Source organism: Mesorhizobium sp. WSM4976, assembly GCF_029625685.1.
GTDB lineage: Bacteria > Pseudomonadota > Alphaproteobacteria > Rhizobiales > Rhizobiaceae > Mesorhizobium.
The window spans coordinates 80,455-106,505 of sequence record NZ_JARTVT010000011.1 but is presented as its reverse complement, the minus strand read 5'-3'; the positions used below and the strand labels follow the sequence as shown (position 1 = coordinate 106,505).

20 protein-coding genes and 1 riboswitch are annotated in these 26,051 nt (G+C 64.2%); of the genes, 12 read left to right on the top strand and 8 right to left on the bottom strand.

What is annotated here, in order from left to right; genetic code table 11:
• Window positions 1-47 precede the first annotated feature (47 nt).
• Window positions 48-1,982 (top strand): ATP-dependent zinc metalloprotease FtsH, encoded by a 1,935-nt coding sequence (gene ftsH / locus P9272_RS15310; RefSeq protein ID WP_128258762.1) that lies wholly within the window; start codon window positions 48-50, stop codon window positions 1,980-1,982.
• Window positions 1,983-2,184: 202 nt separating this feature from the next.
• On the opposite strand, the gene P9272_RS15305 is transcribed toward ftsH, so the two are convergent.
• Window positions 2,185-2,643 carry a hypothetical protein gene (locus tag P9272_RS15305; protein WP_278161168.1) on the bottom strand — a complete coding sequence of 153 codons (459 nt, stop codon included), beginning with the start codon at window positions 2,641-2,643 and terminating at the stop codon, window positions 2,185-2,187.
• 243 nt (window positions 2,644-2,886) lie between these two features.
• Window positions 2,887-3,735, bottom strand: a complete 849-nt coding sequence (locus P9272_RS15300; protein WP_128258764.1) for a hypothetical protein — start codon at window positions 3,733-3,735, stop codon at window positions 2,887-2,889.
• Between the two features lie 370 nt (window positions 3,736-4,105).
• On the opposite strand from P9272_RS15300, the gene glmM reads away from it, so the two are divergent.
• From glmM to serA, 5 genes are all read left to right on the top strand, one after another.
• The gene (gene glmM, locus P9272_RS15295; RefSeq protein WP_128258765.1) at window positions 4,106-5,458 is read left to right on the top strand and encodes a phosphoglucosamine mutase; all 1,353 of its coding nucleotides are present in this window, start codon (window positions 4,106-4,108) and stop codon (window positions 5,456-5,458) included.
• 220 nt (window positions 5,459-5,678) lie between these two features.
• Window positions 5,679-6,518, top strand: coding sequence for an outer membrane protein (locus P9272_RS15290; RefSeq protein ID WP_128258766.1), 840 nt, complete (start codon window positions 5,679-5,681; stop codon window positions 6,516-6,518).
• Between the two features lie 202 nt (window positions 6,519-6,720).
• The gene (locus tag P9272_RS15285) at window positions 6,721-7,599 is read left to right on the top strand and encodes an outer membrane beta-barrel protein (RefSeq protein ID WP_278161165.1); all 879 of its coding nucleotides are present in this window, start codon (window positions 6,721-6,723) and stop codon (window positions 7,597-7,599) included.
• Window positions 7,600-7,795: 196 nt separating this feature from the next.
• Window positions 7,796-8,971, top strand: a complete 1,176-nt coding sequence (locus P9272_RS15280; protein WP_278161164.1) for a phosphoserine transaminase — start codon at window positions 7,796-7,798, stop codon at window positions 8,969-8,971.
• 68 nt (window positions 8,972-9,039) lie between these two features.
• Window positions 9,040-10,641, top strand: a complete 1,602-nt coding sequence (serA, locus tag P9272_RS15275; protein ID WP_128258769.1) for a phosphoglycerate dehydrogenase — start codon at window positions 9,040-9,042, stop codon at window positions 10,639-10,641.
• Window positions 10,642-10,735: 94 nt separating this feature from the next.
• Here the strand turns inward: serA and P9272_RS15270 are convergent, their stop codons facing one another.
• Entirely contained in the window at window positions 10,736-11,635 is a 900-nt protein-coding gene (locus tag P9272_RS15270) for a DMT family transporter (protein ID WP_278161163.1), read from the bottom strand.
• Window positions 11,636-11,933: 298 nt separating this feature from the next.
• Between P9272_RS15270 and P9272_RS15265 the strand changes: the two genes are divergently transcribed.
• Together P9272_RS15265 and P9272_RS15260 are read left to right on the top strand one after the other, a co-directional pair.
• Complete coding sequence (locus P9272_RS15265; protein WP_128258771.1) at window positions 11,934-13,232, top strand: adenylosuccinate synthase; 1,299 nt, start codon at window positions 11,934-11,936, stop codon at window positions 13,230-13,232.
• 69 nt (window positions 13,233-13,301) lie between these two features.
• Window positions 13,302-15,125: a hypothetical protein gene (locus P9272_RS15260; protein ID WP_278161162.1), complete on the top strand. Its 1,824-nt coding sequence runs from the start codon at window positions 13,302-13,304 to the stop codon at window positions 15,123-15,125.
• Window positions 15,126-15,185: 60 nt separating this feature from the next.
• Here the strand turns inward: P9272_RS15260 and P9272_RS15255 are convergent, their stop codons facing one another.
• The 4 genes from P9272_RS15255 to P9272_RS15240 form a co-directional block, all read right to left on the bottom strand.
• The gene (locus tag P9272_RS15255; protein ID WP_278161161.1) at window positions 15,186-15,485 is read right to left on the bottom strand and encodes a CcdB family protein; all 300 of its coding nucleotides are present in this window, start codon (window positions 15,483-15,485) and stop codon (window positions 15,186-15,188) included.
• On the bottom strand, window positions 15,485-15,727 hold the full coding sequence (locus P9272_RS15250) for a type II toxin-antitoxin system CcdA family antitoxin (protein WP_128258894.1): 243 nt from the start codon (window positions 15,725-15,727) through the stop codon (window positions 15,485-15,487). The genes P9272_RS15255 and P9272_RS15250 overlap by 1 nt, the downstream gene beginning before the upstream one ends.
• 61 nt (window positions 15,728-15,788) lie before the next feature.
• Complete coding sequence (locus P9272_RS15245; RefSeq protein ID WP_278161160.1) at window positions 15,789-17,603, bottom strand: ABC-F family ATP-binding cassette domain-containing protein; 1,815 nt, start codon at window positions 17,601-17,603, stop codon at window positions 15,789-15,791.
• A gap of 10 nt (window positions 17,604-17,613) precedes the next feature.
• Window positions 17,614-18,258 (bottom strand): thiamine diphosphokinase, encoded by a 645-nt coding sequence (locus P9272_RS15240; protein WP_278161159.1) that lies wholly within the window; start codon window positions 18,256-18,258, stop codon window positions 17,614-17,616.
• Window positions 18,259-18,387: 129 nt separating this feature from the next.
• Window positions 18,388-18,493: riboswitch (TPP riboswitch) on the top strand.
• A 43-nt stretch (window positions 18,494-18,536) separates the two neighbouring features.
• On the opposite strand from P9272_RS15240, the gene thiB reads away from it, so the two are divergent.
• The 4 genes from thiB to P9272_RS15220 all read left to right on the top strand — a co-directional run bounded on the left by thiB (window position 18,537) and on the right by P9272_RS15220 (window position 23,846).
• The gene (thiB, locus tag P9272_RS15235; protein WP_278161158.1) at window positions 18,537-19,547 is read left to right on the top strand and encodes a thiamine ABC transporter substrate binding subunit; all 1,011 of its coding nucleotides are present in this window, start codon (window positions 18,537-18,539) and stop codon (window positions 19,545-19,547) included.
• 274 nt (window positions 19,548-19,821) lie between these two features.
• On the top strand, window positions 19,822-21,438 hold the full coding sequence (gene thiP / locus P9272_RS15230; RefSeq protein WP_278161157.1) for a thiamine/thiamine pyrophosphate ABC transporter permease: 1,617 nt from the start codon (window positions 19,822-19,824) through the stop codon (window positions 21,436-21,438).
• On the top strand, window positions 21,435-22,223 hold the full coding sequence (gene thiQ, locus P9272_RS15225) for a thiamine ABC transporter ATP-binding protein (protein WP_278161156.1): 789 nt from the start codon (window positions 21,435-21,437) through the stop codon (window positions 22,221-22,223). Before thiP ends, thiQ begins: the two co-directional genes overlap by 4 nt.
• Window positions 22,224-22,376: 153 nt before the next feature.
• Complete coding sequence (locus P9272_RS15220) at window positions 22,377-23,846, top strand: M48 family metalloprotease (protein WP_278161155.1); 1,470 nt, start codon at window positions 22,377-22,379, stop codon at window positions 23,844-23,846.
• A gap of 116 nt (window positions 23,847-23,962) precedes the next feature.
• On the opposite strand, the gene P9272_RS15215 is transcribed toward P9272_RS15220, so the two are convergent.
• On the bottom strand, window positions 23,963-25,915 hold the full coding sequence (locus tag P9272_RS15215; RefSeq protein ID WP_278161154.1) for a caspase family protein: 1,953 nt from the start codon (window positions 25,913-25,915) through the stop codon (window positions 23,963-23,965).
• Between the last annotated feature and the right edge of the window lie 136 nt (window positions 25,916-26,051).

Below are 26,051 nucleotides of genomic sequence, written 5' to 3'. Positions count from 1 at the left end.
GCTTCTCCATCATCGCGGGCCCGCAGGCGGCTCCAACGGGACAATAGATGAATCCGAATTATCGCAATCTCGCGCTCTGGGCGATCATAGCGGTCCTGCTCATCGCCTTGTTCAATCTGTTTCAGACGCCCCAGACGCGCGGTGCTACGACGGATATCGCCTATTCGCAGTTCCTGCAGGATGTCGCCTCCGGCCGGGTCAAGAGCGTGACCATCGCCGGTGCCCGCATCTTCGGCAACTACACGGACAACGCCAACGGCTTCCAGACCTATTCGCCAGGCGACCCGTCTCTGGTCTCCAGGCTGCAGGACAAGAACGTCACCATCACCGCCAAGCCTGAGACCGACGGCTCCAATTCGCTGTTCGGCTACCTAATCTCGTGGCTGCCGATGATCCTGATCCTCGGCGTTTGGATATTCTTCATGCGCCAGATGCAGTCCGGCTCCGGAAGAGCGATGGGTTTTGGCAAGTCGAAGGCCAAGCTTCTCACCGAGGCGCATGGCCGCGTCACCTTTCAGGATGTTGCCGGCGTCGACGAGGCCAAGGAGGACCTCGAAGAGATCGTCGAGTTCCTGCGCGATCCACAGAAGTTCCAGCGGCTCGGCGGCAAGATCCCGCGCGGCGTGCTGCTGGTCGGCCCGCCCGGCACCGGCAAGACGCTGCTCGCCCGCTCGGTGGCGGGTGAGGCCAACGTGCCGTTCTTCACCATCTCCGGCTCGGACTTCGTCGAGATGTTCGTCGGCGTCGGCGCAAGCCGCGTGCGTGACATGTTCGACCAGGCAAAGAAGAACGCGCCTTGCATCATCTTCATCGACGAAATCGACGCCGTCGGCCGTCATCGCGGCGCAGGCCTCGGCGGAGGCAATGACGAGCGCGAGCAGACGCTGAACCAGCTGCTGGTCGAGATGGACGGTTTCGAGTCCAACGAGTCGATCATCCTGATCGCCGCGACCAACCGGCCCGATGTGCTCGATCCGGCGCTGCTGAGGCCCGGCCGCTTCGACCGCCAGGTCGTCGTGCCGAACCCCGACATCGTCGGCCGCGAGAAGATCCTCAAGGTGCATGTGCGCAATGTGCCGCTGGCGCCCAATGTCGACCTCAAGGTCATCGCGCGTGGCACGCCCGGCTTTTCCGGCGCTGACCTGATGAACCTCGTCAACGAGTCCGCCCTGATGGCGGCGCGCCGCAACAAGCGGCTCGTCACCATGGCCGAGTTCGAAGACGCCAAGGACAAGATCATGATGGGCGCCGAGCGCCGCTCGTCGGCGATGACGCAGGCCGAGAAGGAGCTTACCGCCTATCACGAGGCCGGCCACGCCATCCTGGCGCTGAACGTGCCGACGGCGGACCCGCTGCACAAGGCGACCATCATCCCGCGCGGCCGCGCGCTCGGGATGGTCATGCAGCTGCCGGAAGGCGACCGCTATTCGATGAGCTACAAATACATGATCTCCCGGCTGGCTATCATGATGGGCGGCCGGGTCGCCGAGGAGTTCAAGTTCGGCAAGGAGAACATCACCTCGGGCGCCTCCTCCGACATCGAGCAGGCGACCAAGCTGGCGCGCGCCATGGTCACGCGCTGGGGCTTCTCCGACAAGCTCGGCCATGTAGCCTATGGCGACAACCAGGAAGAGGTTTTTCTCGGACATTCGGTGGCGCGAACGCAAAACATCTCCGAAGAGACGGCGCAGATCATCGACGCCGAAGTGCGTCGTCTTATCGACGACGCCTATTCGACCGCCAAGGCCGTGTTGACCAAGAAGAAGAAGGACTGGATCGCGCTGGCCGAGGGGCTGCTCGAATACGAGACGCTGTCCGGTGAAGAAATCAAGCAGCTGATCGCGGGCAACAAGCCTGCCCGCGACCTGGGCGACGACACGCCGCCAAGCCGCGGCTCTGCCGTTCCGAAGGCCGGCACCGGCGGCCGCCGCAAGAAAGGTCCCGAGCCCGAGGGCGGCATGGAGCCGCAGCCGTCAAGCTAAGGTTGGCGCGCGAAAGGTTGATCGAGAAACGCCGCGGCTTGGTCCGCGGCGTTCTTGTTTGGGAATTGGAGACAGGGACAAGGCTTCCCTTGTCCCGGCGCCCAGATTATCGCCCGACAGCAGATCCTCGGACACGCCCCAGGATGATGGCTCATCATCTGGGGGAAAAACGGTGAACGGCTTTATACGCCCTATTCGATTATTATGATTCAGCTTTCAGCCGAGCATTGCAGAGGCTGTAGTAGCCGCCGCCCTTCTGGATCCAGCGCAGGCCGTTCAACGTACCCGCCTCCTTGTTGTCGTGGTAACCCTGCAGACAGGTCTTCATCCGGGCCTTCGCGGGCTTTTCGGTCTTGAACTCAGCGGCGAGGGTGGCCGGGAATGTCACGCCCGCCGGCGCGGCAGTGGGGGAGACCGCCGCGCTGGTGTCCTGTTCTGCTGGCTCCGCGGTTTTGACCGAATCCGCGCTGACACTCTCCCCGGCGGACGTCGCGCATTTGTCCTTACGGAAAGCGGCCCAGTCCATGCCGTTCAGATTGCCGCCTTCCTTGGCTGCCCGATAGCTCTCGCCACATTCCTTCATCGTCAGCGCGTTCGCAGGTGCGGCGCTGCAAGCGACCAGTGCCGTCACAACCAACGCCGCCAATTTCATACTGAACATTGAGACCCTCCTGATTGGTAATATGTTCGACGTTTTTTGTATACTGTTTGTTCCCTATATGTTCAACCGGAATCTTTGCGAACTATAGACAAGCCTGGCCGTAGGCAGTGCGGGCGACCCGATGATAGATGCCGGCGATCCTGCAATGTGCAGATGCGAGCAAGCCGCGGGCGTCTTCGCGCGCAACAAAAAACCCGCGCATCTTGCGATGCGCGGGCGTTTTCTCTTCTAATAATTAATCGATCAGCCCTTCAGCTTGGCATTGCAGAGGCTGTAGAAGCCGCCGCCCTTCTGGATCCATTTGAGGCCGTTCAGCGTGTTGGCGTCCTTGTTGGCATAATACTGCTCGAGGCAGGTGTGCATGCGGGCCTTCGCCGGTGTCTCGGTGGCGAATTTCGGCGAGATCGCGGTCGGGAAGGTCACGCCCTTCGGCGCGACCGCGGTCGGCTTCGCCGGTTCCTTGGTGAAAGTCGCTTCCGTCGGAGCCGGCACGGTGTCGTCTTCGGCAGCGCTGGCGCCGCACTCGGCCTTGCGGAAGTCATTCCACTTCATGCCGTTGAGCTTGTTGGCTGTCTTCGCGGCCTGGTACTTGGTGCTGCACTCGGCCATGGTCAGGCCCTTGCCGCCATCGGCAGCCGCGGTCGAGGTTTTTGCCGGCTTGGTTTCGGCTGCGGGCGCGGTGGCGGCCGCGGCGGTTGCTCCGGGGCCGCACTCGGCCTTGCGGAAGTCGTTCCACTTCATGCCGTTCAGCGTGCCGGCGGATTTTGCAGCCTGGTACTTGGCGCTGCATTCCTTGGAGCTCAGGCCCTTGGCCGCGTTGTCGGCAGCGGCGGCTGCCTTTGCCTTTTTGGTCGTCTTGGTGTCGGCGGCCTTGGTGTCGGTCGCCGCCTTGGTGTCGGTCGCGGCGGAAGCATCGCTGCCGCACTGTGCCTTGCGGAACTGATTCCAGGTCTGGCCGGCTAGCGTTCCCGCATCCTTGGCCGCGTTATACTTGGTGCTGCACTCGGCCATGGTCAGCGCGTTGGCCGGCGCCGCCATGAACAAGGTTGCGACGGCGAGACCCGTCAAAGCTGCAAGTCTATGAATAAGCATGGCGTTTTCTCCCTTGCTGCCGCCAATAAGTGTCCCTATGCCAAATCAATAGCTCTCAATGTCCGGTTGCGCCAGACGCTTCCGGCGCGGGACCCGTCACAAAGTGTGTTGCTCCTGATAAGGTGATGAATTGCTTGTGGGTTCGCCGGCAGCGAAGCTCTGCCGGTGGACAGGGCGTCGAAAAGCCTTGCCGGGGCAAGGGTGTGGCGCCGTGAAGCCAAAGGTGGTGGTAGGCTGTCGAATCACTTGCGCCGCCCGCGACAATGTTTTTCTAAGGATTGGTAATATATAATCACGAAATTTGATGATCGGATGCGGCCCAATTGTGGCAATACGGGCCCGCTGAAAAACCGACGGGGACTGTAAGAATATGGCAGGTCAGTATTTCGGCACGGACGGTATTCGCGGACGCGCCAACAAATTTCCGATGACGGCCGAGGTCGCCATGCGCGTCGGCATGGCCGCGGGCCTTTCCTTCCATCGCGGCAATCATCGCCACCGCGTCGTGCTTGGCAAGGACACGCGGCTTTCCGGCTACATGATCGAGAACGCCATGGTGGCCGGCCTGTGCGCCGCCGGCATGGACGTCTTCCTGCTCGGCCCCATTCCGACACCCGCCGTAGCCATGCTGGTGCGCTCGCTACGCGCCGACATCGGTGTGATGATCTCGGCCTCGCACAACCCCTATTACGACAACGGCATCAAGCTGTTTGGGCCCGATGGCTACAAGCTCTCCGACGAGATCGAGGAGCGCATCGAAGACATGCTCGACAAGGACATCGAGCTGGCGCTCGCCGATTCGGACGGGCTTGGCCGCGCCAAGCGCGTCGACGGCGTGCATGACCGCTATATCGAATTCGCCAAGCGCACGCTGCCGCGCTCGATGTCGCTTTCGGGTCTTAGAATCGTCGTCGATTGCGCGAACGGCGCTTCCTACAAGGTGGCGCCCGAGGCGCTGTGGGAGCTCGGCGCCGAGGTGGTGGCGATCAATGTCGAGCCGAACGGCTTCAACATCAACAAGGAGTGCGGCTCGACCCATCCGGCCGGCCTGCAGAAAAAGGTGCACGAGGTGCGCGCCGACATCGGCATAGCGCTCGACGGCGACGCCGACCGCGTGGTGATCGTCGACGAGAACGGAGCGATCGTCGACGGCGACCAGATCATGGCGCTGATCGCTGAATCCTGGCACCAGAGCGGACGGCTGGCCGGCGGCGGTGTCGTTTCCACCGTAATGTCCAATCTCGGCCTGGAGCGCTTCCTCGGCGACATGAAGTTGCAGCTGCATCGCACCAAGGTTGGCGATCGCTACGTCGTGGAGCATATGCGCGCGCATGGCTTGAATGTCGGCGGCGAGCAGTCCGGACACATCGTGCTTTCCGATTTCTCGACCACAGGCGACGGTCTGGTGTCGGCGCTGCAGGTGCTAGCCTGTATCAAACGGCAGAACCGCCCGGTCAGCGAATTGTCGAAGAAGTTCGAGCCGGTGCCGCAGCTTCTCAAGAACGTCCGCATCTCCGGCGGCAAGCCGCTGGAGGAAGCGCCGGTCAAGGCGGCGATCGAAGAAGGGCGCAACCGGCTCGGCGCGTCCGGCCGCCTCGTCATCCGGCCATCCGGCACCGAGCCGCTGATCCGCGTCATGGCCGAGGGCGACGATCCGACACTGGTCGAGGCGGTTGTCAACGACATCGTCGGCATCCTGCAGGAAACCCGCAGCGCCGCCTGAGCCCGGTCACGCAGTTCCTCTCCAACCGCAAGCCCGCTGCCCGGCGGGCTTTCTCGTCGCCGGCCCGGCCATTCGGACGACGGCATTCGCTCTAAAATTGTATAGATTCGTGGTTAATCGGTACGGTTAAACGGCTTTTAACCTTTGCAATTCATTATCCAAACCCGAGGTCAATCATCTTCGGGCGGGTGTCGTCCCGAGGCTTCTTAGGGGTGACAGAATGTTCAAGACAGCAAGAATGGCATTGCTTGCCGTGCTGTTCGCGGGCCCGGCCGGACCGCTCTTCGCGGCCGACCTTCCCGAACCGCAGGTCGAAGAGGCTCCGCCGCCGGTCGTCGAACAGCAACCGGTCGATGTCGGCGGGTGGTACATCCGCGGCGATCTCGATTATCACTGGTCGCGCTTCGGCGGCGCCGACTACATCACCTACGGCGCGGCGCCCCAGACTCAAGGCAGCTTCGCCAGCGGTTCCTTGAAGGGCGCCCTGTCGGCGGGCGCCGGCATCGGCTACCAGGTGAACCAGTATTTCCGCACCGATCTCACCGCGGATTGGATGAGCAGATCGAACTTCCGCGGCTCGACCGTCGGCTTCTGCGCCGGCGGCGTGCCCTGCGTCTCGACCGATACCTCCTCCTATTCGGCGCTGCTGCTTCTGGCCAATGCCTATATCGATATCGGCACATGGCACGGCGTCACGCCCTATGTCGGCGCCGGCATCGGCGGCGCGTGGGTCAAGTGGGACACGCTTCACAACAGTGATCTCGACGGCGACTTCTTCCACCAGGGCGGCAAGGGCTGGCGCTTCGCCTATGCCCTCATGGCTGGTGCCTCCTACTGCCTGACCGACCGCGTCAAGCTGGACGTCGGCTACCGCTACAGCCACATAAACGGCGGCAAGATGTTCGAATACGCTTCCGACAGCAATGTCGGTCCCGGCTACGACCACGGCATCAACGTGCATGAAGTGCGCGGCGGTCTTCGTTACCAGTTCGGCGGCCAGTCCGACTGCGCACCGCCGCCGGCGGCCTACGTTCCGCCGGAACCGATCTACACCAAGTAATCGCTGCCCGAATCCTGGATTTTCAAAGCCGCCCGGCGCCAGCCGGGCGGTTTTCGTTTGTGCGCCGCCGGTAAATATCGATCGAAATCAAATCGGTAACTGGCTGTTATCCTTAACCGCCACTTAACCACTATGGTTAACAATGGCTCCTTGAAACGGCGCCTGCGTTTGCGGCTGGCGCCAATCTCGGGAGCCGGGGGCCATGATATCCAGATCGCGTATCGCGTCAGCGCTTGCCGCAACCATCCTGTTGCCGATGACGTCGGCGCTGGCGGCGGACTACGACCCGCCGATCTATGTCGACCAGGCGCCGGACTACCAGCCGGTCGAGGTCGGCTCGGGCTGGTACCTGCGCGGCGATGTCGGTTATGCCTTCAGCCATCCGTTTGACGAGACCAGCAACAATCCGGGCTTTTCGCACAGCCGGACGTTGTTCGATGCCAGCGTCGGCATGGGCTATCACTTCAACGATTACCTTCGTGCCGATCTGAACTTGGGAATCCTGCCGTCAAACAAGTTCGGCGACAGTGTAGACACCACTTGTAGCGGATCGACAACGACGACAGTCGTCGACAACACCTCCGGCTCGATTACGAGCCAAATCACGACTCGGCCCACCACTCAACCCTGCAAGGGCTCCAGCAACGCCCTGAACAAAGCCTATAGCCTGATGGCCAACGGCTATATCGATCTCGGCACGTATGTAGGTATCACGCCCTATATCGGCGCCGGCGCCGGCGTTGTCTATGACAAGTACGCCAGCACAATCGGCGCGAAAAATTGCACTCCGTCGAGCAGCAGCGTCGTCGGCAACGGCACCACCACCACGACGCAATTCAACTGCGATGACCCCGCCGGCTATGGCGGGCAGGTCAGTTCGAAGGCGAGCTATGACTTTGCCTATTCGCTGGCGGCCGGCCTTTCATACCAGGTGACCAGAAACGTTTCGGTCGACCTCGGCTATGAGTATCTCTCAGTTCCGACCGCCAAATATGTCGCCTATGATAACGGGCTCTTCAACGTTCACAAGGGTGTGAACTTCCAGACCGTCAAGCTCGGGCTGCGTTATGATCTTTGGTAGCGCAGACGGCAGCAAAAACCGCAGACGGCAGTTCTCTTCAGTCCCGACGTCGGCTTTTTGCGGCATTGCTTTTCGCGAGCAAATATCCCGACAACGACAAAGACTTTGCTCTTGACGCCGAAGCCTTGAGCGCATATCGCCGTCCGTGGGCCACCCCTCCCCAACGAGGGGCCACTATCTGGAAGGATAGACCACGATGACGACGCTTACCAAGCCCGGACTCCGTCCGGCAAACCCCAATTTCTCTTCAGGTCCCTGCGCAAAACGTCCCGGCTGGTCGGCCGAGGCGCTGAAAGCCGCCGCGCTCGGGCGCTCCCATCGCGCGAAGATCGGCAAGAGCAAGCTCGAACAGGCGATCGAGCTGACGCGCGAAATCCTCAAGGTTCCGGCGAACTATCGCATCGGCATCGTGCCGGCGTCCGATACGGGCGCGGTCGAGATGGCGTTGTGGTCGCTGCTCGGCGAGCGCGGCGTCGACATGGTCGCCTGGGAAAGCTTCGGCTCCGGCTGGGTGACGGATGTCGTGAAGCAGCTCAAGCTCGCCGATGTGCGCAAGTTCGAGGCCGGCTACGGCCAACTGCCCGACCTGACGCAGGTCGATTTCGACCGCGACGTCGTCTTCACCTGGAACGGCACGACCTCCGGCGTGCGCGTGCCGAACGGCGATTTCATTCCGACGAACCGCAAGGGCCTGACCATCTGCGACGCGACGTCGGCGGCCTTCGCGCAAAAGCTCGATTTCGAGAAGCTCGATGTCGTCACCTTCTCCTGGCAGAAGGTGCTGGGCGGCGAGGGGGCGCACGGCATGCTGATCCTGTCGCCCCGCGCCGTTGAGCGGCTGGAGACCTACAAGCCGGCCTGGCCGCTGCCGAAGATCTTCCGCCTGACCTCGGGCGGCAAGCTGATCGAGGGCATCTTCAAGGGCGAGACCATCAACACGCCGTCGATGCTGTGCGTCGAGGATTATCTCGACGCGCTCCTCTGGGCGAAGTCGATTGGTGGGCTCGATGCGCTCGTTGCCCGCGCCGATGCCAATGCAGCGGTGTTCGACCGGTTCGTTGGCAAATCGTCGTGGCTCGGCCATCTCGCCGTCGATCCGGCAACGCGCTCGAACACGTCCGTGTGCCTGTCCTTCACCGATCCGGATGTTGCGGCGCTCGATGCCGACCGTCAGGCGGCTTTCGCCAAGGGGCTCGTCTCGGCGCTCGACAAGGAAGGCGTCGCCTACGACATCGGCTCCTATCGCGACGCGCCGCCCGGCCTGCGCATCTGGTGCGGCGCCACCGTCGAGACCGCCGATCTTGAAGCTTTGCTGCCATGGCTCGACTGGGCCTTCGCCGCGCAGAAGGCGTCGCTCAAGGCAGCGGCCTGAAATCCGTGGGCGGCCTGCGTGCCGCCACCATTTCCCGACACATTCAATTCACCTTCAAGGAGGCCGCCATGGCGCCCCGCGTTCTCGTTTCGGATAAACTTTCAACCACCGCCGTGCAGATCTTCAAGGATCGCGGTGTCGAGGTCGACTATTTGCCGGATCTCGGCAAGGACAAGGAAAAGCTGCTCGAAGTCATCGGCCAATATGACGGCCTCGCCATCCGCTCGGCGACCAAGGTCACCGAGAAGCTGATCAATGCCGCAACCAGGCTCAAGGTCGTCGGCCGCGCCGGCATCGGCGTCGACAATGTCGATATCCCGGCCGCCAGCCGCAAGGGCATCATCGTGATGAACACGCCCTTCGGCAATTCGATCACCACGGCCGAGCATGCGGTGGCGATGATCTTCGCGCTGGCGCGGCAGATACCGGAAGCCAATGCCTCGACGCATGCCGGCAAGTGGGAAAAGAACCGCTTCATGGGCGTCGAGATCACCAGCAAGACGCTCGGCGTGATCGGCTGCGGCAATATCGGCTCGATCGTCGCCACGCGCGGCGTCGGACTGAAGATGCATGTGATCGCCTTCGACCCGTTCCTGTCCGACAGCCGGGCCGAGGAGCTCGGCGTCCAGAAGGTCGAGCTCGACGAGCTCTTCGCACGCGCCGACTTCATCACGCTCCACACGCCGCTGACCGAGAAGACGCGCAACATCATCGACGCGGCCGCGATCGCCAAGATGAAGGACGGCGTGCGCATCATCAATTGCGCGCGCGGCGGCCTGGTCGTCGAGGCCGATCTGGTCGCGGCGCTGAAGAGCGGCAAGGTGGCGGGCGCCGGCATCGACGTGTTCGAGCTCGAGCCGGCCGAGCAGAACCCGCTGTTCGGCATGGAGAATGTCGTGGCGACACCGCATCTCGGTGCCTCGACCACGGAAGCGCAGGAGAATGTCGCGCTGCAGGTCGCCGAGCAGATGAGCGACTATCTGATTAAGGGCGCCGTCTCCAACGCCATCAACATGCCTTCGATCACCGCCGAGGAAGCACCGAGGCTCAAGCCCTTCGTCAAGCTTGCCGAGGTGCTCGGCGCCTTTGTCGGCCAGGTCACCGAGGATCCGATCAAGGAGGTCGAGATCCTGTTCGACGGCTCGACCGCGACGATGAACACGCGCGCGCTGGTGAGCGCCGCCCTTGCCGGCCTGATCCGGCCTCAGGTCTCCGACGTCAACATGGTGTCGGCGCCTATCATGGTGAAGGAGCGCGGCATCATCGTCGCCGAGGTCAAGCGCGACAAATCGGGTGTGTTCGACGGCTACATCAAGCTGACCGTCAAGACCGAGCACATGACGCGCTCGATCGCGGGTACCTGCTTCTCCGACGGCAAGCCGCGCTTCATCCAGATCAAGGGCATCAATCTCGACGCCGAGGTCGGTCAGCACATGCTCTACACGACCAATGCGGATGCGCCCGGCATCATCGGCCTGCTCGGCACGCTGTGCGGCGAGAACGGCGTCAACATCGCCAACTTCCAGCTCGGACGCAACCGGCCGGGCGGGGACGCAATCGCGCTGCTCTATCTCGATGCGCCCTTCCCGGAAAAGGTGCTGGAGCAGGTGCGCGCGCACAAGTCGATCGATTCGGCCAAGCGGCTGCGATTCGACGTCGGCGGAGAGTGAACGCTGGAAATGAAGATGCCCCGCCTGCACCGGGAGGCGAGGCGTTGATAGTACAACAATCACCGATGGCTGCTTGGCGCGTGATCGACAGATATCATCCCGCCTGCAGCGCCGTTCGGCTGCCGCTGTATTCGGCAAGCGCAATGCCGCCGAGGACAAGCGCCAGGGCGAAAGCCTGATAGGCTTGAAACTGCTCGCCGACGATCAGCACCGAAAGCAGCGTGCCGAAGATCGGCACCAGGTTGATGAACAGGCCGGCGCGATTGGCGCCGATCAGCTCGTTGCCCTTGATGTAGAGGACTTGCGAGACCACCGACGCGCCGAGCGCCGTGTAGAGCGTGAGCGCCCACCCGCTTGCGTCCGGCATGACGGCGCGGCCGGCCGCTATCTCCCAGATGACGAAGGGCAGGGAGATCAGCAGCGCGGCGATCGACAGCGCCAGCATGAAACTCTGCCAGCGGATTGCCGGCTTGAGCCGCAGCCCCACCGAATAGAGGCTGTAGCAAAGCACAGCGACAAGCATGATGGCGTCGCCGAAGTTGAGGTCGAGCTTCAAGAGCTGGCCGAGATCGCCATGGCTTGCGGTCAGCGCGACGCCGAGGATGGTGAGCACCACGCCGACGATCTGCAGCGGCCGCACCCGCAGGCGGAAGAACATGAAATTGGCAAGGATGATGACGATCGGGATGGCCGCCTGCTCGATCGAGACATTGATGGCGGTCGTGTAGTTGAGCGCGGTGTAGAAGATGACGTTGAAGATGGTGAAGCCGCAAGCGCCGAAGCCGGCAAGAAGTTTCCAGTGGCTGCGCACTTCGGGCCAGTCCTCACGCAGTGTCCGCCAGCCGACGGGCAGCAGGATGAGCACCGCCATCACCCAGCGCAGGAACACCAGCGTCATCGGCGAGACATGGCCGACGGCAAGCTTGCCCGCCACCGAATTGCCGCCCCATAACAGCATGGTCGACAGTAGGAACAGATAGGCGGCTCGGTGCATGAGGGATCGGCCTGCAGGGATGTTCGCGGGTTCAGGCCGACCTAGGGTGGTGGCGGCGGCAAGTAAATGATGCGAAAGCCGGAATTCGTTGTACCTGATCGGGACGAGGCTTCGCCGGCATTGTCATCCCGATCCAATCCCTGGAGCACGCGCGGGTTCCGAAAGCCGCCTCCCGCCTTTTCAAATCATGTTCCGGAGATGGTTTCGGCGGCAAAGAAAGGGTCGCGCCGGCCGGCGCTTGACGCTATAGAGGCCTGTCGTTTCAGGCCGCCCGCGCGGCATTTCAAGGGAAAAGAACATGGCCAATGTGGTGGTCGTCGGCTCGCAGTGGGGCGACGAAGGCAAGGGCAAGATCGTCGACTGGCTGTCGGAACGGGCCGATGTGGTCGTGCGCTTCCAGGGCGGTCACAATGCCGGCCATACACTGGTCGTCGACGGCAAGGTCTACAAGCTGTCGCTATTGCCTTCCGGCGTGGTGCGGGAGGGCAAGCTTTCGATCATCGGCAATGGCGTGGTGTTCGATCCGCATGCTTTCGTGGCCGAAGCCAAGAAGCTCAAGGACCAGGGCGTGGAGGTCACGCCGGAGCGCCTGAAAATAGCCGAAAACACCGCGCTTATCCTGTCGCTGCACCGGGAGCTGGATGGATTCCGCGAAGATGCCGCCTCGAATTCCGGAACCAAGATCGGCACGACCCGCCGCGGCATCGGTCCCGCCTATGAGGACAAGGTGGGCCGGCGCGCGGTGCGGGTGATGGATCTGGCGGACTTGGAAACGCTTCCCTTGAAGGTCGACAGGCTGCTGACTCACCACAATGCGCTGCGCCGCGGGCTCGGCCATCCGGAAGCGACGCATGAGGCGATCATGCAGGAGCTGACCTCGGTGGCCGGCGAGATCCTGCCTTACATGGACCGCGTATGGAAAGTGCTCGACGACAAGCGCCGTGCCGGCGAGCGCATCCTGTTCGAGGGGGCGCAGGGCACGCTGCTCGACATCGACCACGGCACCTATCCCTTCGTCACCTCGTCCAACACGGTCGCGGGGCAAGCCGCCGCCGGCTCCGGCGTCGGTCCCGGCGTCATCGGCTATGTGCTCGGCATCACCAAGGCCTATACGACGCGCGTCGGCGAAGGGCCGTTCCCGACCGAGCAGAAGAACGAGATCGGCGAATTCCTCGGCACGCGCGGCCACGAGTTCGGCGTGGTCACCGGCCGCAAGCGTCGCTGCGGCTGGTTCGACGCGGTGCTGGTGCGCCAGGCCGTCGCCGTGAACGGCATCAAGGGCATCGCGCTCACCAAGCTCGACGTGCTTGACGGTCTGGACGAGATCAAGGTCTGCACAGGCTACAGGCTCGATGGCGAGACGATCGATTACTTGCCGGCCAGCCAGGGCGCGCAAGCGCGCGTCGAGCCCATCTACGAGACGCTGGAAGGCTGGAAGGGAACCACCGCCGGCGCCAGAAGCTGGAACGATCTGCCGGCGCAAGCCGTCAAATATGTCCGCTATATCGAGGAGCTGATCGGTGCCCCGGTGGCGCTGCTTTCCACCAGCCCCGAACGGGACGACACGATACTTGTGACCGACCCGTTTCAAGACTAGTTTCACAGCCCTTCCCGGCGTTACGGCTGATTTGCGGCCGGCGGGAGAAGAATGCAGGTCACCTGACGCATGGCAGATTTCATCGCTGTTCTGAAAAAGACGATCGACAATCTCAGCGAGAACACGCCGGAGATGCGGTCGAAGGTCTATGACAAGGCACGGGCGACAATCGCCAAGAAGCTTGCCGATCGCGTTCCACCATTGGCGCCTTCGGTCGTCGATCAGCAGAAGCGTACCCTTGAGGACGCCATCTCAAGCGTCGAGCGCAGTTATGCCAAAAGCGTTCCCGCCGCCGATCCGCTGGCGGAGCTGGAGCATATCTTCTCCTCCATCGACCGCAACAGGAATCAGCCGACCCACTCCCGCCAGCCGGCGCCGCCCACGATTGTGCCGGCGCCCCCCAAGTCGGACCCGTTCAAACCAGCCCCCCCTAAGCCGGCGCCGACGCCCGCCAGGGCCGAACCGTCCTGGCAAAGCACGACGAAGGCTGAGCCGGCGCCTCAAAGCCCTGTGAAGACAGAGCCGGCCTGGCAAAGCACGGCGAGGACGGAGCCGAGCCGGCAAGCCGCGCCAAAGGCGGAGCTTGCCTGGCAGAAAGCGCCACCACCGCCGATGCCGTCGCCGCGCGAGGACGATGTAGGCCTCGCTGGCATGGATGCCGCCGATGCCGAGGACGGCAGCGACGTCTTTGCCAATGACGAGCAGCCGGCGGCCGATACTTTCCAACGGTTGCGGCCTCAGCCGCAGCGGCGCAAGCGCGGCTATGGCGGCCTGATCGCTGCCGTCATCGCGCTTCTGGTGCTGGCCGGCGGCGGCTACGGCATATGGCTGAACAAGAGCGCGTTCGGCTCGCTGTTCGGCGTCGGTGGGGGCAACAAGACGGTCTCGACCGAGCCGCTGGTCAAGCCCGCTCCGACGAAGCCTGCGACCGAGACGGCTGCAGCGCCGGCCCCGGCTCCGGCGGCTACAGGCGAGCCCGCCGACACGACCAAGTTCACGCAGCGCCTGACGCCCGAGGGGAAGGAGACCGATCCCGGTCCGGCTGGCGGACAGGCCACTATCGGGGAAGGCGAATCCGTCGCGGCGCTGACCTCGCGGCCGCCGGCCGCCCCGGCAACGGCGCCTGCGCCGACCGGCGCTGCGCCTGCGCCCGCCACACAAACGCCGCCCGCCGCGGCGCCGGCGACTGGCGCGGCCAATCCGACGCCGCCGGCGGCTGGAACCACACCGCCAACGGCTGCTGCGGCAACGACGCCCCCCGCGGCGGGCGCCACGCCACCAGCAGCGGCGACAACGCCGCCGGCCACACCCGCTCCGGCGGCGGCCCAGGCGACGGTGCCGGTCGGCCAGAAGGCGATATTCTACGAGGAACGCACCAGCACACAGCAGGGCACGGCCGAGCCCGGCAGCATCGTCTGGTCGCTGGTGCAGGAATCGCCCGGCGGCGACCTGCCGCCGGAGCCGGCGATCCGCGCCGAGGCGACGATCCCCGGCAAGAATCTCCAGCTGCGCATGACGATTCGGCGCAACGCCGACCAGACCTTGCCGGCCAGCCATATCATCGAAATGATCTTCCTGACGCCGAAAGACTTCGACGGCGGCGGCGTCGACGGCCTTCTGCGCATCGCCATGAAGAGCTCGGAGCAGGACGCCGGCAGCCCACTGATCGGCCTCCCGGCCAAGATCGGCGATGGCTTCTTCCTCGTCGCGCTCAACGACACCAAGGCCGACGAGGACGCCAACCTGACGCTGCTCCGGGGACAGTCCTGGATCGACGTGCCGGTGGTCTACAAGACCGGACGCCGCGCGCTGCTCACCATGGAAAAGGGCATCCCCGGCGAGAAGGTTTTCGACGAGGCGCTGAAGGCCTGGGCGGCGAAGACCTCGGGGTGAGGAGCAATTCCCGGAAAAGTGTGAGCGGTTTTCCGTCCGGAATTGCGTAAGGCAGGCGCCTCAAAAGCCTTGGAAGAGCATCTCGAGCGCCGCGACGATATCGTCGTGGCGGCTCATGAGATTGGTTCGATTTTCGCCGAGTTCGGTTGCGGCCACCGTCGCGATGAGGTGGGTGGCCATCACCATCTTCCGGCCATTGATCTCAAGGACCGGATGCAGCTTGCGCATCGGCGAAGGTGCCGAGGTCAGCGGCAGAAGCGGAACGACAACTCGCGTCTTGAAGTGGTCGAGCAGGTCGGATTGAACGTCGAGCAGATAGCCGCCTTCGATGCCGCTGGCGAAGACGTCATAGCGCGCCATCAGAATTGCCGATGTTCGGCGAGCGGGATGCCGTGCTTGTCGACATAGTCGTTCCAAGCGTCCATCGTCGCACGGTTCTCAAGCTTCCATAGCCGCGTTTTCTCCGCGGCAACCGCTTCCGCTATGCCGGCCTCCGCAGCCCGCGATACATTCACGTTGAGCCCCTTGGCTTCCGCCATGAGCTGCGAATCGATCGACAGATTAGCTGGCTGGCGATTTGCGTTCGTCGCAATCTTGCGCATGACGGTCACCTCAATATGCGCATAGTTCATGCGCATCGCTGCGTCAGCGCAACGAGGACTGCTAACCCTCCATTTCTTCGCGCAGCATCTCCAGCTCCAGCCACTCTTCCTCGAGTGCTGCGAGCGTCGCGCGCTCCTTGTCGAGCGCAGCAATGGTCTTCTGGAACGAGACAGGGTCGCGCTCGTAGAAGGCGGGATCGGCGATGTTGTTCTCGAGCCTGGCGATCGAGGCCGTCACCGCTTCGATCTTCTTCGGCAGGGAATCCAATGCGAATTTCTGCTTGAACGAGAGCTTCTTCGCCGGGCCCTTCGGCGCAGCCTGTTCGGCTTTCGGCGAAGCCTCGGCGGCCTCGGCCTTCGACCTCGCCTTGCGGTCTTCCAGCTTCGAGCCGCCACGCTGCGCCAGCATGTCGGAATAGCCGCCGGCATATTCGATCCAGCGGCCATTGCCCTCCGGCGCGATCACGCTGGTGACGGTGCGGTCGAGGAAGTCGCGGTCGTGGCTGACCAGGATCACCGTTCCGGCAAAGCCCGCGACCAGCTCCTGCAGCAGTTCCAGCGTTTCCATATCGAGGTCGTTGGTCGGCTCGTCGAGCACCAGGAGGTTCGCCGGCCGCGCCAGCACACGGGCGAGCAGCAGACGCGCGCGCTCGCCGCCCGAGAGCTCGCGCACTGGCGTGCGCGCCTGCTCCGGCTTGAACAGGAAATCCTTCATGTAGGAGACGACGTGGCGCTGCTCGCCGTTGACCAGCAGGTTCTCGCCGCGACCGTCGGTAAGATAATGCGCCAGCGTCTCCTGCGGATCGACCGCTTCGCGTTTCTGGTCGAGCGTCGCGATCTCCAGATTGACGCCGAGCCGCACGGTTCCGGCATCCGGCGCCAGCTCGCCGGTCAGCATCTTCAAAAGCGTCGTCTTGCCGGCGCCGTTCGGGCCGACCAGGCCGACGCGGTCGCCACGCTGGATCCGGGTCGAGAAACCCTTGACCACGGTGAGGTCGCCAAAACTCTTATCGATGCCCTTGGCCTCGACCACCAGCTTGCCGGATTCCGCGGCGTCGCTCGCCACCATGGTAGCGGTGCCTTCGGCGCCGCGATGGCCGCGAAAACGCTGGCGCATCGTCTGCAATTCGCCGAGACGGCGCATATTGCGCTTGCGCCTCGCGGTCACGCCGTAGCGCAGCCAGTGCTCCTCGCGCACGATCTGGCGGCCGAGCTTGTGCTGCTCGCGCTCTTCCTCCTCCAGCACCTGGTCGCGCCATTCCTCGAAATGGGCAAAGCCCTTGTCCAGCCGCCGCGTCTGGCCGCGATCGAGCCAGACGGTGGCGCGGGTGACGCGCTCCAGAAAACGGCGGTCGTGCGAGATCAGAATGACGGCGGACGAGGTGCGGGCAAGCTCCTCTTCCAGCCATTCGATCACGGAAAGATCGAGATGGTTGGTCGGCTCGTCGAGCAGAAGGATATCGGGTTCGGGCGCCATGACACGGGCAAGGGCGGCGCGCCGCGCCTCGCCGCCGGAGAGATCGCCCGGCTTCTCCTCACCGGTGAGGCCGAGATGTTCCATCAGATAGGTGGCGCGATGCGGATCGTCGGCCGGGCCGAGGCCGGCCTCGACATAGGCACGCACGGTGGCGAAGCCGTCCATGTCCGGCATCTGCGGCAGATAGCGGACCGTGGCCGAAGGCTGGCGGAAGACTTCGCCGTCCTGCGGCTCGACCATGCCGGCGGCGATCTTGAGCAGGGTCGACTTGCCCGAACCGTTGCGGCCGACCAGCGCAATCTTCTCGCCGGCGGATGCGCTTAGCGCCGCGCCGTCGAGCAGCGGGGTGCCGCCGAAGGTCAGTTTAATGCCGTCGAGATTGAGAAGTGGCGGCGCCATGTCTGGAATGTCAGCTTTCGGGAAGAGGATAGGGGTGGGCCAGAAGCAGCGCCCGGCCGCGCTCCAGCGCTATGCCAAGCCGCCCTCTGACTTCGTTGGATATAGTGAGCGAGGAGCCGAACGCCACCTCGACGTGGTCGAGCGGCCATTTCGCGCCGGTAACCGTCAGGCCTGCGAGCTCGGAGAAGCCGAGCACCGAAAACAGGGTGCCGTCCGCATAGTCGAAGGCGGCGCTACCCGGCAAAACGGGAACACCTTCCTGCGCGCCGCTTGTCAGCAGAACGGTCGTGCCCGCCTCGGCCAGTCGCACGGCGAGCGCCAGATGCAAGGAAGCATGGTCGGCGCGCTTGCCGCCGAAGGCGCCGGCCAGCACGAGGCTCGTGGCGCCGCGCTGGAGCGCTTCCGCTATGGCGAGCTCGCCATCGGTCATGTCCTTCTCGGCCGGGAAGACTTTTCGTGGGACGGAGGCCAGATCTTCGGGCAGGTTTGCCGGCACCGAGTCGAAATCGCCGACCCAGAGTTCCGGCATGAGCCCAAGCGTGCGGGCATGGCCGATGCCGGCATCGGCGGCGATGACGCGCGAACCAGCGATCTGGCGTTCGAGCCGGGGCGTGCGGATAAGCTCGCCGCCAAGCAGGATGGTGAATGTGCCCATGGCCGTCGCCCTTACCAGCCCTCCAAGTGAAACGGAAGCCGGATGCGCCGCGCTTCGGTTCCTGCCCGGACCATTAGCTGCCCGGCAAACTTCCGCTTGCGCGCCGCTTCGGCCGGGCCTATCTGTCGAGGCGCTCTAACGGGGTGCCGGACATTATCCGGCTGAGAGGCAATCAAGCCAACCCGCTGAACCTGATCCGGTTTGTACCGGCGGAGGGATTAGACGTTTCGGACCATCCGGCGCCTCAATTCCTTGTCACACGAACGAAGGAGGCGCCGATGCGCGCGATACTGTCCCGTCTAGTTCTGGCAACAGGCCTTGTTTCGCTTCTAGCCGGCGTTGCGCCTGCCGCGGCCAAGGACAAGCTCACCGTCTACACCTATGAAAGCTTCACCGCTGATTGGGGGCCTGGCCCGGCGGTGAAGAAGGAATTCGAAGCCGAATGCGGCTGCGACCTCGAATTCGTCTCGGTGGCCGACGGCGTCGCCCTACTCAACCGCGTCAAACTGGAAGGTGCCGGCACCAAGGCCGACGTCGTGCTCGGCCTCGACACCAACCTGACGGCGGACGCCAAGGCGAGCGGCCTGTTCGCGCCGCATGGCGAAATCTCCGGCATCAATGTGCCCGGCGGCTGGAAGGACGACACTTTCGTGCCGTTCGACTACGGCTATTTCGCCGTCGTCTATGACACGCAGAAGCTAAAAGTCCCGCCGAAGAGCCTCAAGGATCTGGTGGAAGGCAGCGGCACCGACAAGATCGTCATCCAGGATCCGCGCACGTCGACGCCCGGCCTCGGTCTGCTGCTCTGGGTGAAGTCGGTCTATGGCGACAAGGCGCCGGAGGCGTGGGCCAAGCTCAAGACGAAAGTACTGACGGTAACGCCGGGCTGGAGCGAGGCCTATGGCCTGTTCACCAAGGGCGAGGCGCCTATGGTGCTCTCCTACACGACCTCGCCGGCCTATCACATGGTGGCCGAGAACACCGAGCGCTACCAGGCGGCCTCTTTCGAGGAAGGCGAGTACTTGCAGATCGAGGTTGCCGGCGTTACCACAACGGGCGCCAAGAACCCGCTGGCGCAGAAATTCATCGCCTTCATGACCGGGCCGAAATTCCAGGACATCATTCCGGAGACAAACTGGATGTTCCCGGCCGGCAAGACCGACAAGCCGCTCAACCCGGCCTTCGACAAGTTGGTCAAGCCGACCAAGACGCTGCTGTTCAACCCGGCGGACGTCGCGGCTAACCGCAAAGCGTGGGTTGATGAGTGGCTGGCGGTGATGAGCAAGTAGGCCCGCTTTTAGCGTAAGATGATCGCTCTACGGCGCCCCCCTTTGTCCTGCCCATCCTTCGCAGCAGCTGCGCCGCGGCTACGGAGGGCAAACCGGACATCTCCCCCACAAGGGGGGAGATTGGCAGCTTCACCGGCGGCGGGCGATTTTCAACGTTGGCGATTGGCGAAAGCCGGCGCGACATCTGATCTCCCCCCTTGTGGGGGAGATGGCCGGCAGGCCAGAGGGAGGCGCGAAGGAACGCGACGTTGGCTGAATTCCAGCAAGGCGCAACGTGCAGCCGCGTCCTGACTCCCGCGTCACCGCCGGCGTCATCGCCCTTGCTGCCATCGCTGGGCTCATCGGTGGCGCGTTTGCCGGCCTCATGCTCGAAGGCGCACAGGACCTCTCCGGGGCCTATGCGGCTTTCGACGGTTATCTGTTTCGCGTCGCCCGCTTCACGCTCTGGCAGGCGCTGCTGTCGACGCTTCTGTCGGTCGCGCCGGCACTCCTGGTTGCACGTGCTTTGTCGCGGCATCCGGCCTTTCCAGGTCGCCGCCTGATCCTGCAGCTATTCGCCGTTCCGCTGGCGTTGCCGGCGATCGTCACCGCGCTCGGCATATTGGCGCTCTACGGCCGCGCCGGTTACTTTGCCGGCGTCTTCGCCGGGCGCGGCGGCGGAGAGTGGCCCGGCATCTACGGTCTCTCCGGGATCCTGGTCGCGCATGTCTTCTTCAACCTGCCCTTGGCCACGCGCCTGTTCCTCGAGGCGCTGGGCACCATTCCCGCCGACCAGTGGCGGCTGGCGAGCCAGCTTGGGATGGGCGCCCGGCCGGCCTTCCGGCTGATCGAATGGCCGGTGCTGCGCGCGGCATTGCCGGGCGTCGCCGGGCTGGTTTTCATGCTCTGCATCACTTCCTTCACCATCGTGCTGACGCTGGGCGGGGGCCCGGCTGCGACGACGCTGGAAGTGGCCATCTACCAGGCGCTGCGCTTCGACTTCGATCCGGCCCGTGCGGTGGTGCTGACGCTGCTGCAGATCGCACTGACGTTCGTGGTGGTCGCAGCGCTCACGCGGCTCGGCGCCAACACGGTCGGCGACGCCAATCTGCCGGTCGCGCCGCGCCGCTACCTTTCGGCTGGCCGGATCGAAAGCCTGCTGAATGCCGGCCTCATCGCGCTCGCCCTGCTGTTCGTCGCCGGACCGATGGTGGCGACGGTGGTTTCGGGCCTTCAGGCCGACCTCGGCAGATTGGCGGGCGAAGAGGCGGTGCGCCGCGCCACGCTCACCAGCGCCGGCCTCGCGTTGCTCGCGGCACTGCTCAGCGTGTCGCTGTCGCTGGCATTGATCGCGGCGCGGCGCGCATTGGCTTTGCATCGCCGTGCGGGCAGTGCCATGTCGCTGCTCGAACATGCCGCCGACACCGGGGCCGGCTTCGTGCTCGTCGTGCCGCCGATCGTGCTTGGCGCCGGCTGGTTCCTGGCGCTGCGTAGCATCACCGATGTGTTTGCCGTCGCGCCGGTCATGGTCGTCACCGTCAACGCGGTGATGGCAATGCCGTTCGCCATACGCGCCATTCGACCGGCCTATGACGCGGCAAGCGAGCGTCATGAGCGGCTTTGCCTGGCGCTCGGCGTAGCCGGTTGGAGCCGGCTCAGCCTGATCGACTGGCCGTCGCTCAGGCGGCCTTTAGCGACCGGCCTCGCCTTCGCCATGGCGCTGTCGCTCGGCGATCTCGGCGTGATCGCGCTGTTCGGCAGCGATTCTGTGCAGACCTTGCCCTATCTTCTGCTCGCGCGGATGGGCAGCTACCGGACCGCGGACGCCGCGGGACTTGCCTTGCTGCTCGGCCTCGTTTGCCTGATGCTGGTCGTCGCCGCCGATTGGCTGGGGCGGGAAGCGAAGGCATGACATCGACGGACAACGGCATCGCGACAGGGAAGGCGCTGACCGTCACACTCGAAGACGCGTCGTTCAGCTATGGCGAGGCGTCCTTCCGCTTCAATACCGAGTTCGCGGCTGGCAGGATCACCGCGATCATGGGTCCGAGTGGCTCCGGCAAGTCGACGCTGCTCAATCTGATAGCCGGCTTCGAAACGCCCGATACCGGCAAGGTGCTGATCGGCGGCATCGACCTTGGCAACGTGCCGCCCTCGGCGCGACCGGTGTCGATGGTGTTCCAGGAAAACAATCTGTTCGCGCATCTCACGGTCGAAGCCAATGTCGGGCTCGGCCGCTCGCCGTCGCTGAAGCTCGGCGATGCCGATCGCGCCGCCGTCGCCGAGGCGCTGGCGCGCGTCGGCCTGGCCGGCAAGGAAAAGCGGCTGCCGCGCGAGCTCTCCGGCGGCGAGCGGCAGCGCGTCGCGCTGGCGCGGGTGCTGCTGCGCGCCCGGCCCGTCTTGTTGCTCGACGAACCTTTCGCGTCGCTCGGTCCGGCGCTGCGCGAGGACATGCTCGACCTTCTCGCCGGCATCCATGCCGAGCGCAAAATGACGGTGCTGTTCGTCACCCATCAGCCGGAAGATGCGCGCCGGATCGGCCAGGACGTGGCCTTTCTCGATGAGGGCAGGATCGCGGCGACCGGGCCGGCCGACGATTTCTTCGATCGCTCTGGACCGGATGCGTTCAGGCGCTATATCGGCGATCGAGGCGGCACCGTTGCCGGATCACAACATATTGCCCGGAAGCGGACATAATTTACGGTCAAACCGTCAATGGGTGATCCGGCGTTTGCTTGCCTTGTCCGGGGGAGTGTGGCTAGGTCCGGCCATGCTGGTCCGGCGGGGCCGTGATTTGCCGAAATATTTCGAAAGGAAGCCGATCTGTCGACCGGCGTTGAAAAAGTGTGGATGAGGCCACTGGCACGATTTTTCGCGCTGGCGGGCGTCGCCGTGGCGCTGGCCAGCTGCCAGATGTTCACGCCGCCGGACGTGCAGGAGAGCGGCTTCCAGCCTTCAGACAAGCCGATCACCGTCGACAATGTCGTCGCCAACGCCAAGCTCGCCGAAATGGCGAAAGCGCAGCATCCGCGCATTCTCGCTACCTATGGCGGCGAGTATTCGGATCCGAAGCTGGAGCGCATGGTGGCCAAGGTCGTCGGCAATCTGACGGTGGTGTCTGCCAACCCCACACAGACCTACCGCATCACCATCCTCAACTCGCCCAACGTCAATGCCTTCGCGCTGCCGGGCGGCTATCTCTATGTGACGCGCGGCCTGCTGGCGCTGGCCAATGATTCCTCCGAGCTTGCCGCCGTCATCGCGCATGAGATGGGTCACGTCACGGCCAATCACGGCCTGCAGCGGCAGCAGCTCGAGGCCGAGGAGGGGTTGGCGACCAAGGTGGTTTCCGATGTGCTCGGCGACAGCCCGACCGCCAAGGCGGCGCTCATCCGGGGCAAGCTGAGGCTCGCGCAATTCTCGCGCAACCAGGAACTGCAGGCCGACGCCATCGGCATCAAGTCGATCGGCGAGGCGGGCTACGATCCTTACGCCGCCGGTCGCTTCTTGCAGTCGATGTCGGCCTACACGGATTTCCGTTCGGTCAGCGGCGCAACCGACGCCAGCCTCGACTTCCTGGCGACGCATCCCAACACGCCGCAGCGGATCGAATTGGCGCAGCGCCTGGCGCGCAATTTCGGCCCGCCCGGCGTCGGCACGCGCGACCGCGACGCATTCCTCGCCGGTATAGACGGCCTGCTTTATGGCGACACGCCGGAAGAGGGCTATGTGCGCGGCCAGACCTTCATGCACCCCAATCTTGGTGTCTCCTTCACCGTTCCGGACGGTTTCGTCATCGACAATTCGGCGGCCGCCGTCACCGCGACCGGGCCCGGCGACATCGCCATTCGTTTCGACGGCGTGGCGATCGACAAGTCGGTCTCGCTCGCCGATTACATCCGCAGCGGCTGGGTGGCGGGACTCGAAGACACCAGCGTGCGCCAGGAGACGATCAACGGCAACGAGGCGGCGACGGCGCATGCAACCGCGCAAGGCTGGCAGTTCGACATCGCGGTGATCCGCGCCGGCGGGCAGGTCTACCGGCTGCTGACGGCGGCGCCCTCGGCCAGCGCGTCGCTGGATCCGGTCGCGCGCTCGGTCAGCGGCTCTTTCCGTGTGCTGAGCCCGACCGAGAAGGCGGCGCTGAAGCCGCTGCATATCCGGGTCGTCACCGTCCAGGCCGGCCAGACGATGGGCTCGCTGGCCGCACAAATGGTCGGCGTCGACCGCAAGCTCGACCTGTTCAGGGTGCTCAATGCCATGTCGCCGGGCGCCAGCGTGTCGGCCGGCGACAAGGTCAAGATCGTCACGGACAAGTAAGCCCAGAGCGGCCAGAAACCGCTATTGGCCGGGGTTGCTGTCAGGTCGCTGTATTACCGCCGCACCTGGATCGTCGGCGGTCGGCGATAGCAGCATCGCCACCATCGCCGATGCCATCAACCGTTGCTGTTGTCGCCGCTGCCGCGTTCGGGCGGCGAGTGATCGTTGTCGCCGGCATTGCCGCGCCAGGGCACCGGCTCGATTGGCACCAGAGGCGCCTTTGGCGTGGTGATCTTCGGCGGTTGTACTGGTGGCGCGGGAGTGCGGATCACCTTTATCTTCGTGACCACCTTCGTCACCACCTTGGGCTTGCATACCGCGATCGACATTTCACTTCGCCTGGGTAAGAGACCGAGAATGGCCATCGAGTAGGCCTCTTGCCGGTCAATGCCGGCTCTGAGGAAAGCCAAGGCCCGGGCCGCGTCCGCCGGCACGCCATTGCGGCCGTCCCGGAAGATCACCGCAAGGTCCTTGGTGGCATCGACGTGCCCCATGGCCGCCGCCTTGAGCAGCAAATCGAGTCCCTTGGCGGTATCACGCTGGACGCCCACACCATCGAACAAGGCGCGCCCCAAGGCAGTCATGCCGTAGGGATCTCCCTTGTCCGATGCCTGCGCATAGAGGCTGTTGGCTTTGGTCAGATCCGGAGCCGCCCCCATTCCGGACGCGGCGATGTAGCCGAGCTCGTAAACGGCGCGGATGTGCCCCTTGTCGGCCGCTTCCTGGATCGCTTTCGTTGCGTCATCAACCCTGCCCGACGCCAGCAGCGCCCGCCCCAGCTCGTAACGGAAGCGGGCGACATCAGGGTAGGACTTCACCGCCGCCTCGCAAGCCTCGACGGCGCCGCTGCCGATCTCGTTTGGCAACCGGCCCGAGACTACGCCCTGCAGGTCGAGCGGCTCGCCGGCGGCCTGGTCGCAGGGCTCGACGTTCGGCGACAGTTTCACCGTCGCCTGTTTCGCGGCGTTGCCCACGCGGATCTGGAAGCCAACGTCAACAGGTGCGGGTGAGCCGATCTGCGGCTCGTAGCGCAGATTGCCGATCTCAGCGGCCATCAGACTCGATTGCGGCGAAAGCACGCGATCAGGCAGGGACAGCGTCCCGGTCGCCGGGTAGCCCGCAAGTTTGAGGCTGAGGGAGGCATCCTTGGCCGGCAAATCCAGCTTCAGCGGCACGGGGCCGACGCCGACCGGGACCCGGATGTCGCGATTTCCGATCGCTTCGGCGGCAGCGGCGACCTGGATTCCGCGCTCCGCCGTTTGCTGGTCCTGCTCAGCGTCGGGCGGCTGCGCGGGCTGTTCCGTCCCGCGCATCAGCACCACGTCGTCGAGCAGCGACGAATTCTCCCACGGAACCTGCTTGCCGTTGGTCGCCTTGACCACATCGCGGCGCACGGCCGCCATCACCGAACGTATCTCCTGGTTCGGCGCCAGCGCGCGGCGCGAGAAGGCGGACGAGAACGGGCTGAGGTCGCCGGATCCGTCATAGGCTACCGCACCGGGCTCGGTCGCAAAGGCAATCAGCGTGTTCTGCGACCCTGTCACCTGCGCGAGCCCGCTGTCGCCCGCGACGATTAATTGGTCGCGCAGCCAGTAATCCTTGCGCGGGAAAGGATCGTTGCGGCAGGCATCGAGGATGATCATCTGCACCTTCGATCTCGAGCGCAGCTGTCGCAATATGTCATCGACCTTGATGGCCTGGACCTCCATGTCGGCCGCGTCTTTCAGCGACGCATCGACCGGGATCAGGAAATTCTCACCGCCGACCTGAAAGCCATGGCCGGAATAATAGACAACCGCCAGATCGGCACCGTCCGCGGCCGCGAGATAGTTGCGGAACTTCTCTTCGAACTGGAGCCTGGTGAGGTCCTTGGCGGCGAACACCTCGAAGCCGGCCAGCCGGAATGTCTTCGATACATCCTCGGCATCCTTGTCCGGATTCTTGAGGGCCGGGATTTCGCGGTATTGCGAATTGCCTATGACGAGGGCAACCCGTCGATCGGCATGCGCTTCGAACGTCGTGAGACCCACGAGGATCAAGGCTGCAAGGAGCGCGCAGCATCGCAGCATGACAAATCCCCCATATGTATGATCTGGAGGCTTCAAAGAGGCCAATTGCGACGCAATGGTCTGTTAAAGACCTCACAATCCAGCGGTATGGATGACGGAAAATCGCCCCGTTGGCTATATTTTCTTATTTACTAAA

Coding starts and splice junctions, on each gene's coding strand:
- ftsH (WP_128258762.1), top strand. CDS start 48: ATGAATCCGAATTATCGCAATCTCGCGCTCTGGGCGATCATAGCGGTC.
- P9272_RS15305 (WP_278161168.1), bottom strand. CDS start 2,643: ATGTTCAGTATGAAATTGGCGGCGTTGGTTGTGACGGCACTGGTCGCT.
- P9272_RS15300 (WP_128258764.1), bottom strand. CDS start 3,735: ATGCTTATTCATAGACTTGCAGCTTTGACGGGTCTCGCCGTCGCAACC.
- glmM (WP_128258765.1), top strand. CDS start 4,106: ATGGCAGGTCAGTATTTCGGCACGGACGGTATTCGCGGACGCGCCAAC.
- P9272_RS15290 (WP_128258766.1), top strand. CDS start 5,679: ATGTTCAAGACAGCAAGAATGGCATTGCTTGCCGTGCTGTTCGCGGGC.
- P9272_RS15285 (WP_278161165.1), top strand. CDS start 6,721: ATGATATCCAGATCGCGTATCGCGTCAGCGCTTGCCGCAACCATCCTG.
- P9272_RS15280 (WP_278161164.1), top strand. CDS start 7,796: ATGACGACGCTTACCAAGCCCGGACTCCGTCCGGCAAACCCCAATTTC.
- serA (WP_128258769.1), top strand. CDS start 9,040: ATGGCGCCCCGCGTTCTCGTTTCGGATAAACTTTCAACCACCGCCGTG.
- P9272_RS15270 (WP_278161163.1), bottom strand. CDS start 11,635: ATGCACCGAGCCGCCTATCTGTTCCTACTGTCGACCATGCTGTTATGG.
- P9272_RS15265 (WP_128258771.1), top strand. CDS start 11,934: ATGGCCAATGTGGTGGTCGTCGGCTCGCAGTGGGGCGACGAAGGCAAG.
- P9272_RS15260 (WP_278161162.1), top strand. CDS start 13,302: ATGGCAGATTTCATCGCTGTTCTGAAAAAGACGATCGACAATCTCAGC.
- P9272_RS15255 (WP_278161161.1), bottom strand. CDS start 15,485: ATGGCGCGCTATGACGTCTTCGCCAGCGGCATCGAAGGCGGCTATCTG.
- P9272_RS15250 (WP_128258894.1), bottom strand. CDS start 15,727: ATGCGCAAGATTGCGACGAACGCAAATCGCCAGCCAGCTAATCTGTCG.
- P9272_RS15245 (WP_278161160.1), bottom strand. CDS start 17,603: ATGGCGCCGCCACTTCTCAATCTCGACGGCATTAAACTGACCTTCGGC.
- P9272_RS15240 (WP_278161159.1), bottom strand. CDS start 18,258: ATGGGCACATTCACCATCCTGCTTGGCGGCGAGCTTATCCGCACGCCC.
- thiB (WP_278161158.1), top strand. CDS start 18,537: ATGCGCGCGATACTGTCCCGTCTAGTTCTGGCAACAGGCCTTGTTTCG.
- thiQ (WP_278161156.1), top strand. CDS start 21,435: ATGACATCGACGGACAACGGCATCGCGACAGGGAAGGCGCTGACCGTC.
- P9272_RS15220 (WP_278161155.1), top strand. CDS start 22,377: ATGAGGCCACTGGCACGATTTTTCGCGCTGGCGGGCGTCGCCGTGGCG.
- P9272_RS15215 (WP_278161154.1), bottom strand. CDS start 25,915: ATGCTGCGATGCTGCGCGCTCCTTGCAGCCTTGATCCTCGTGGGTCTC.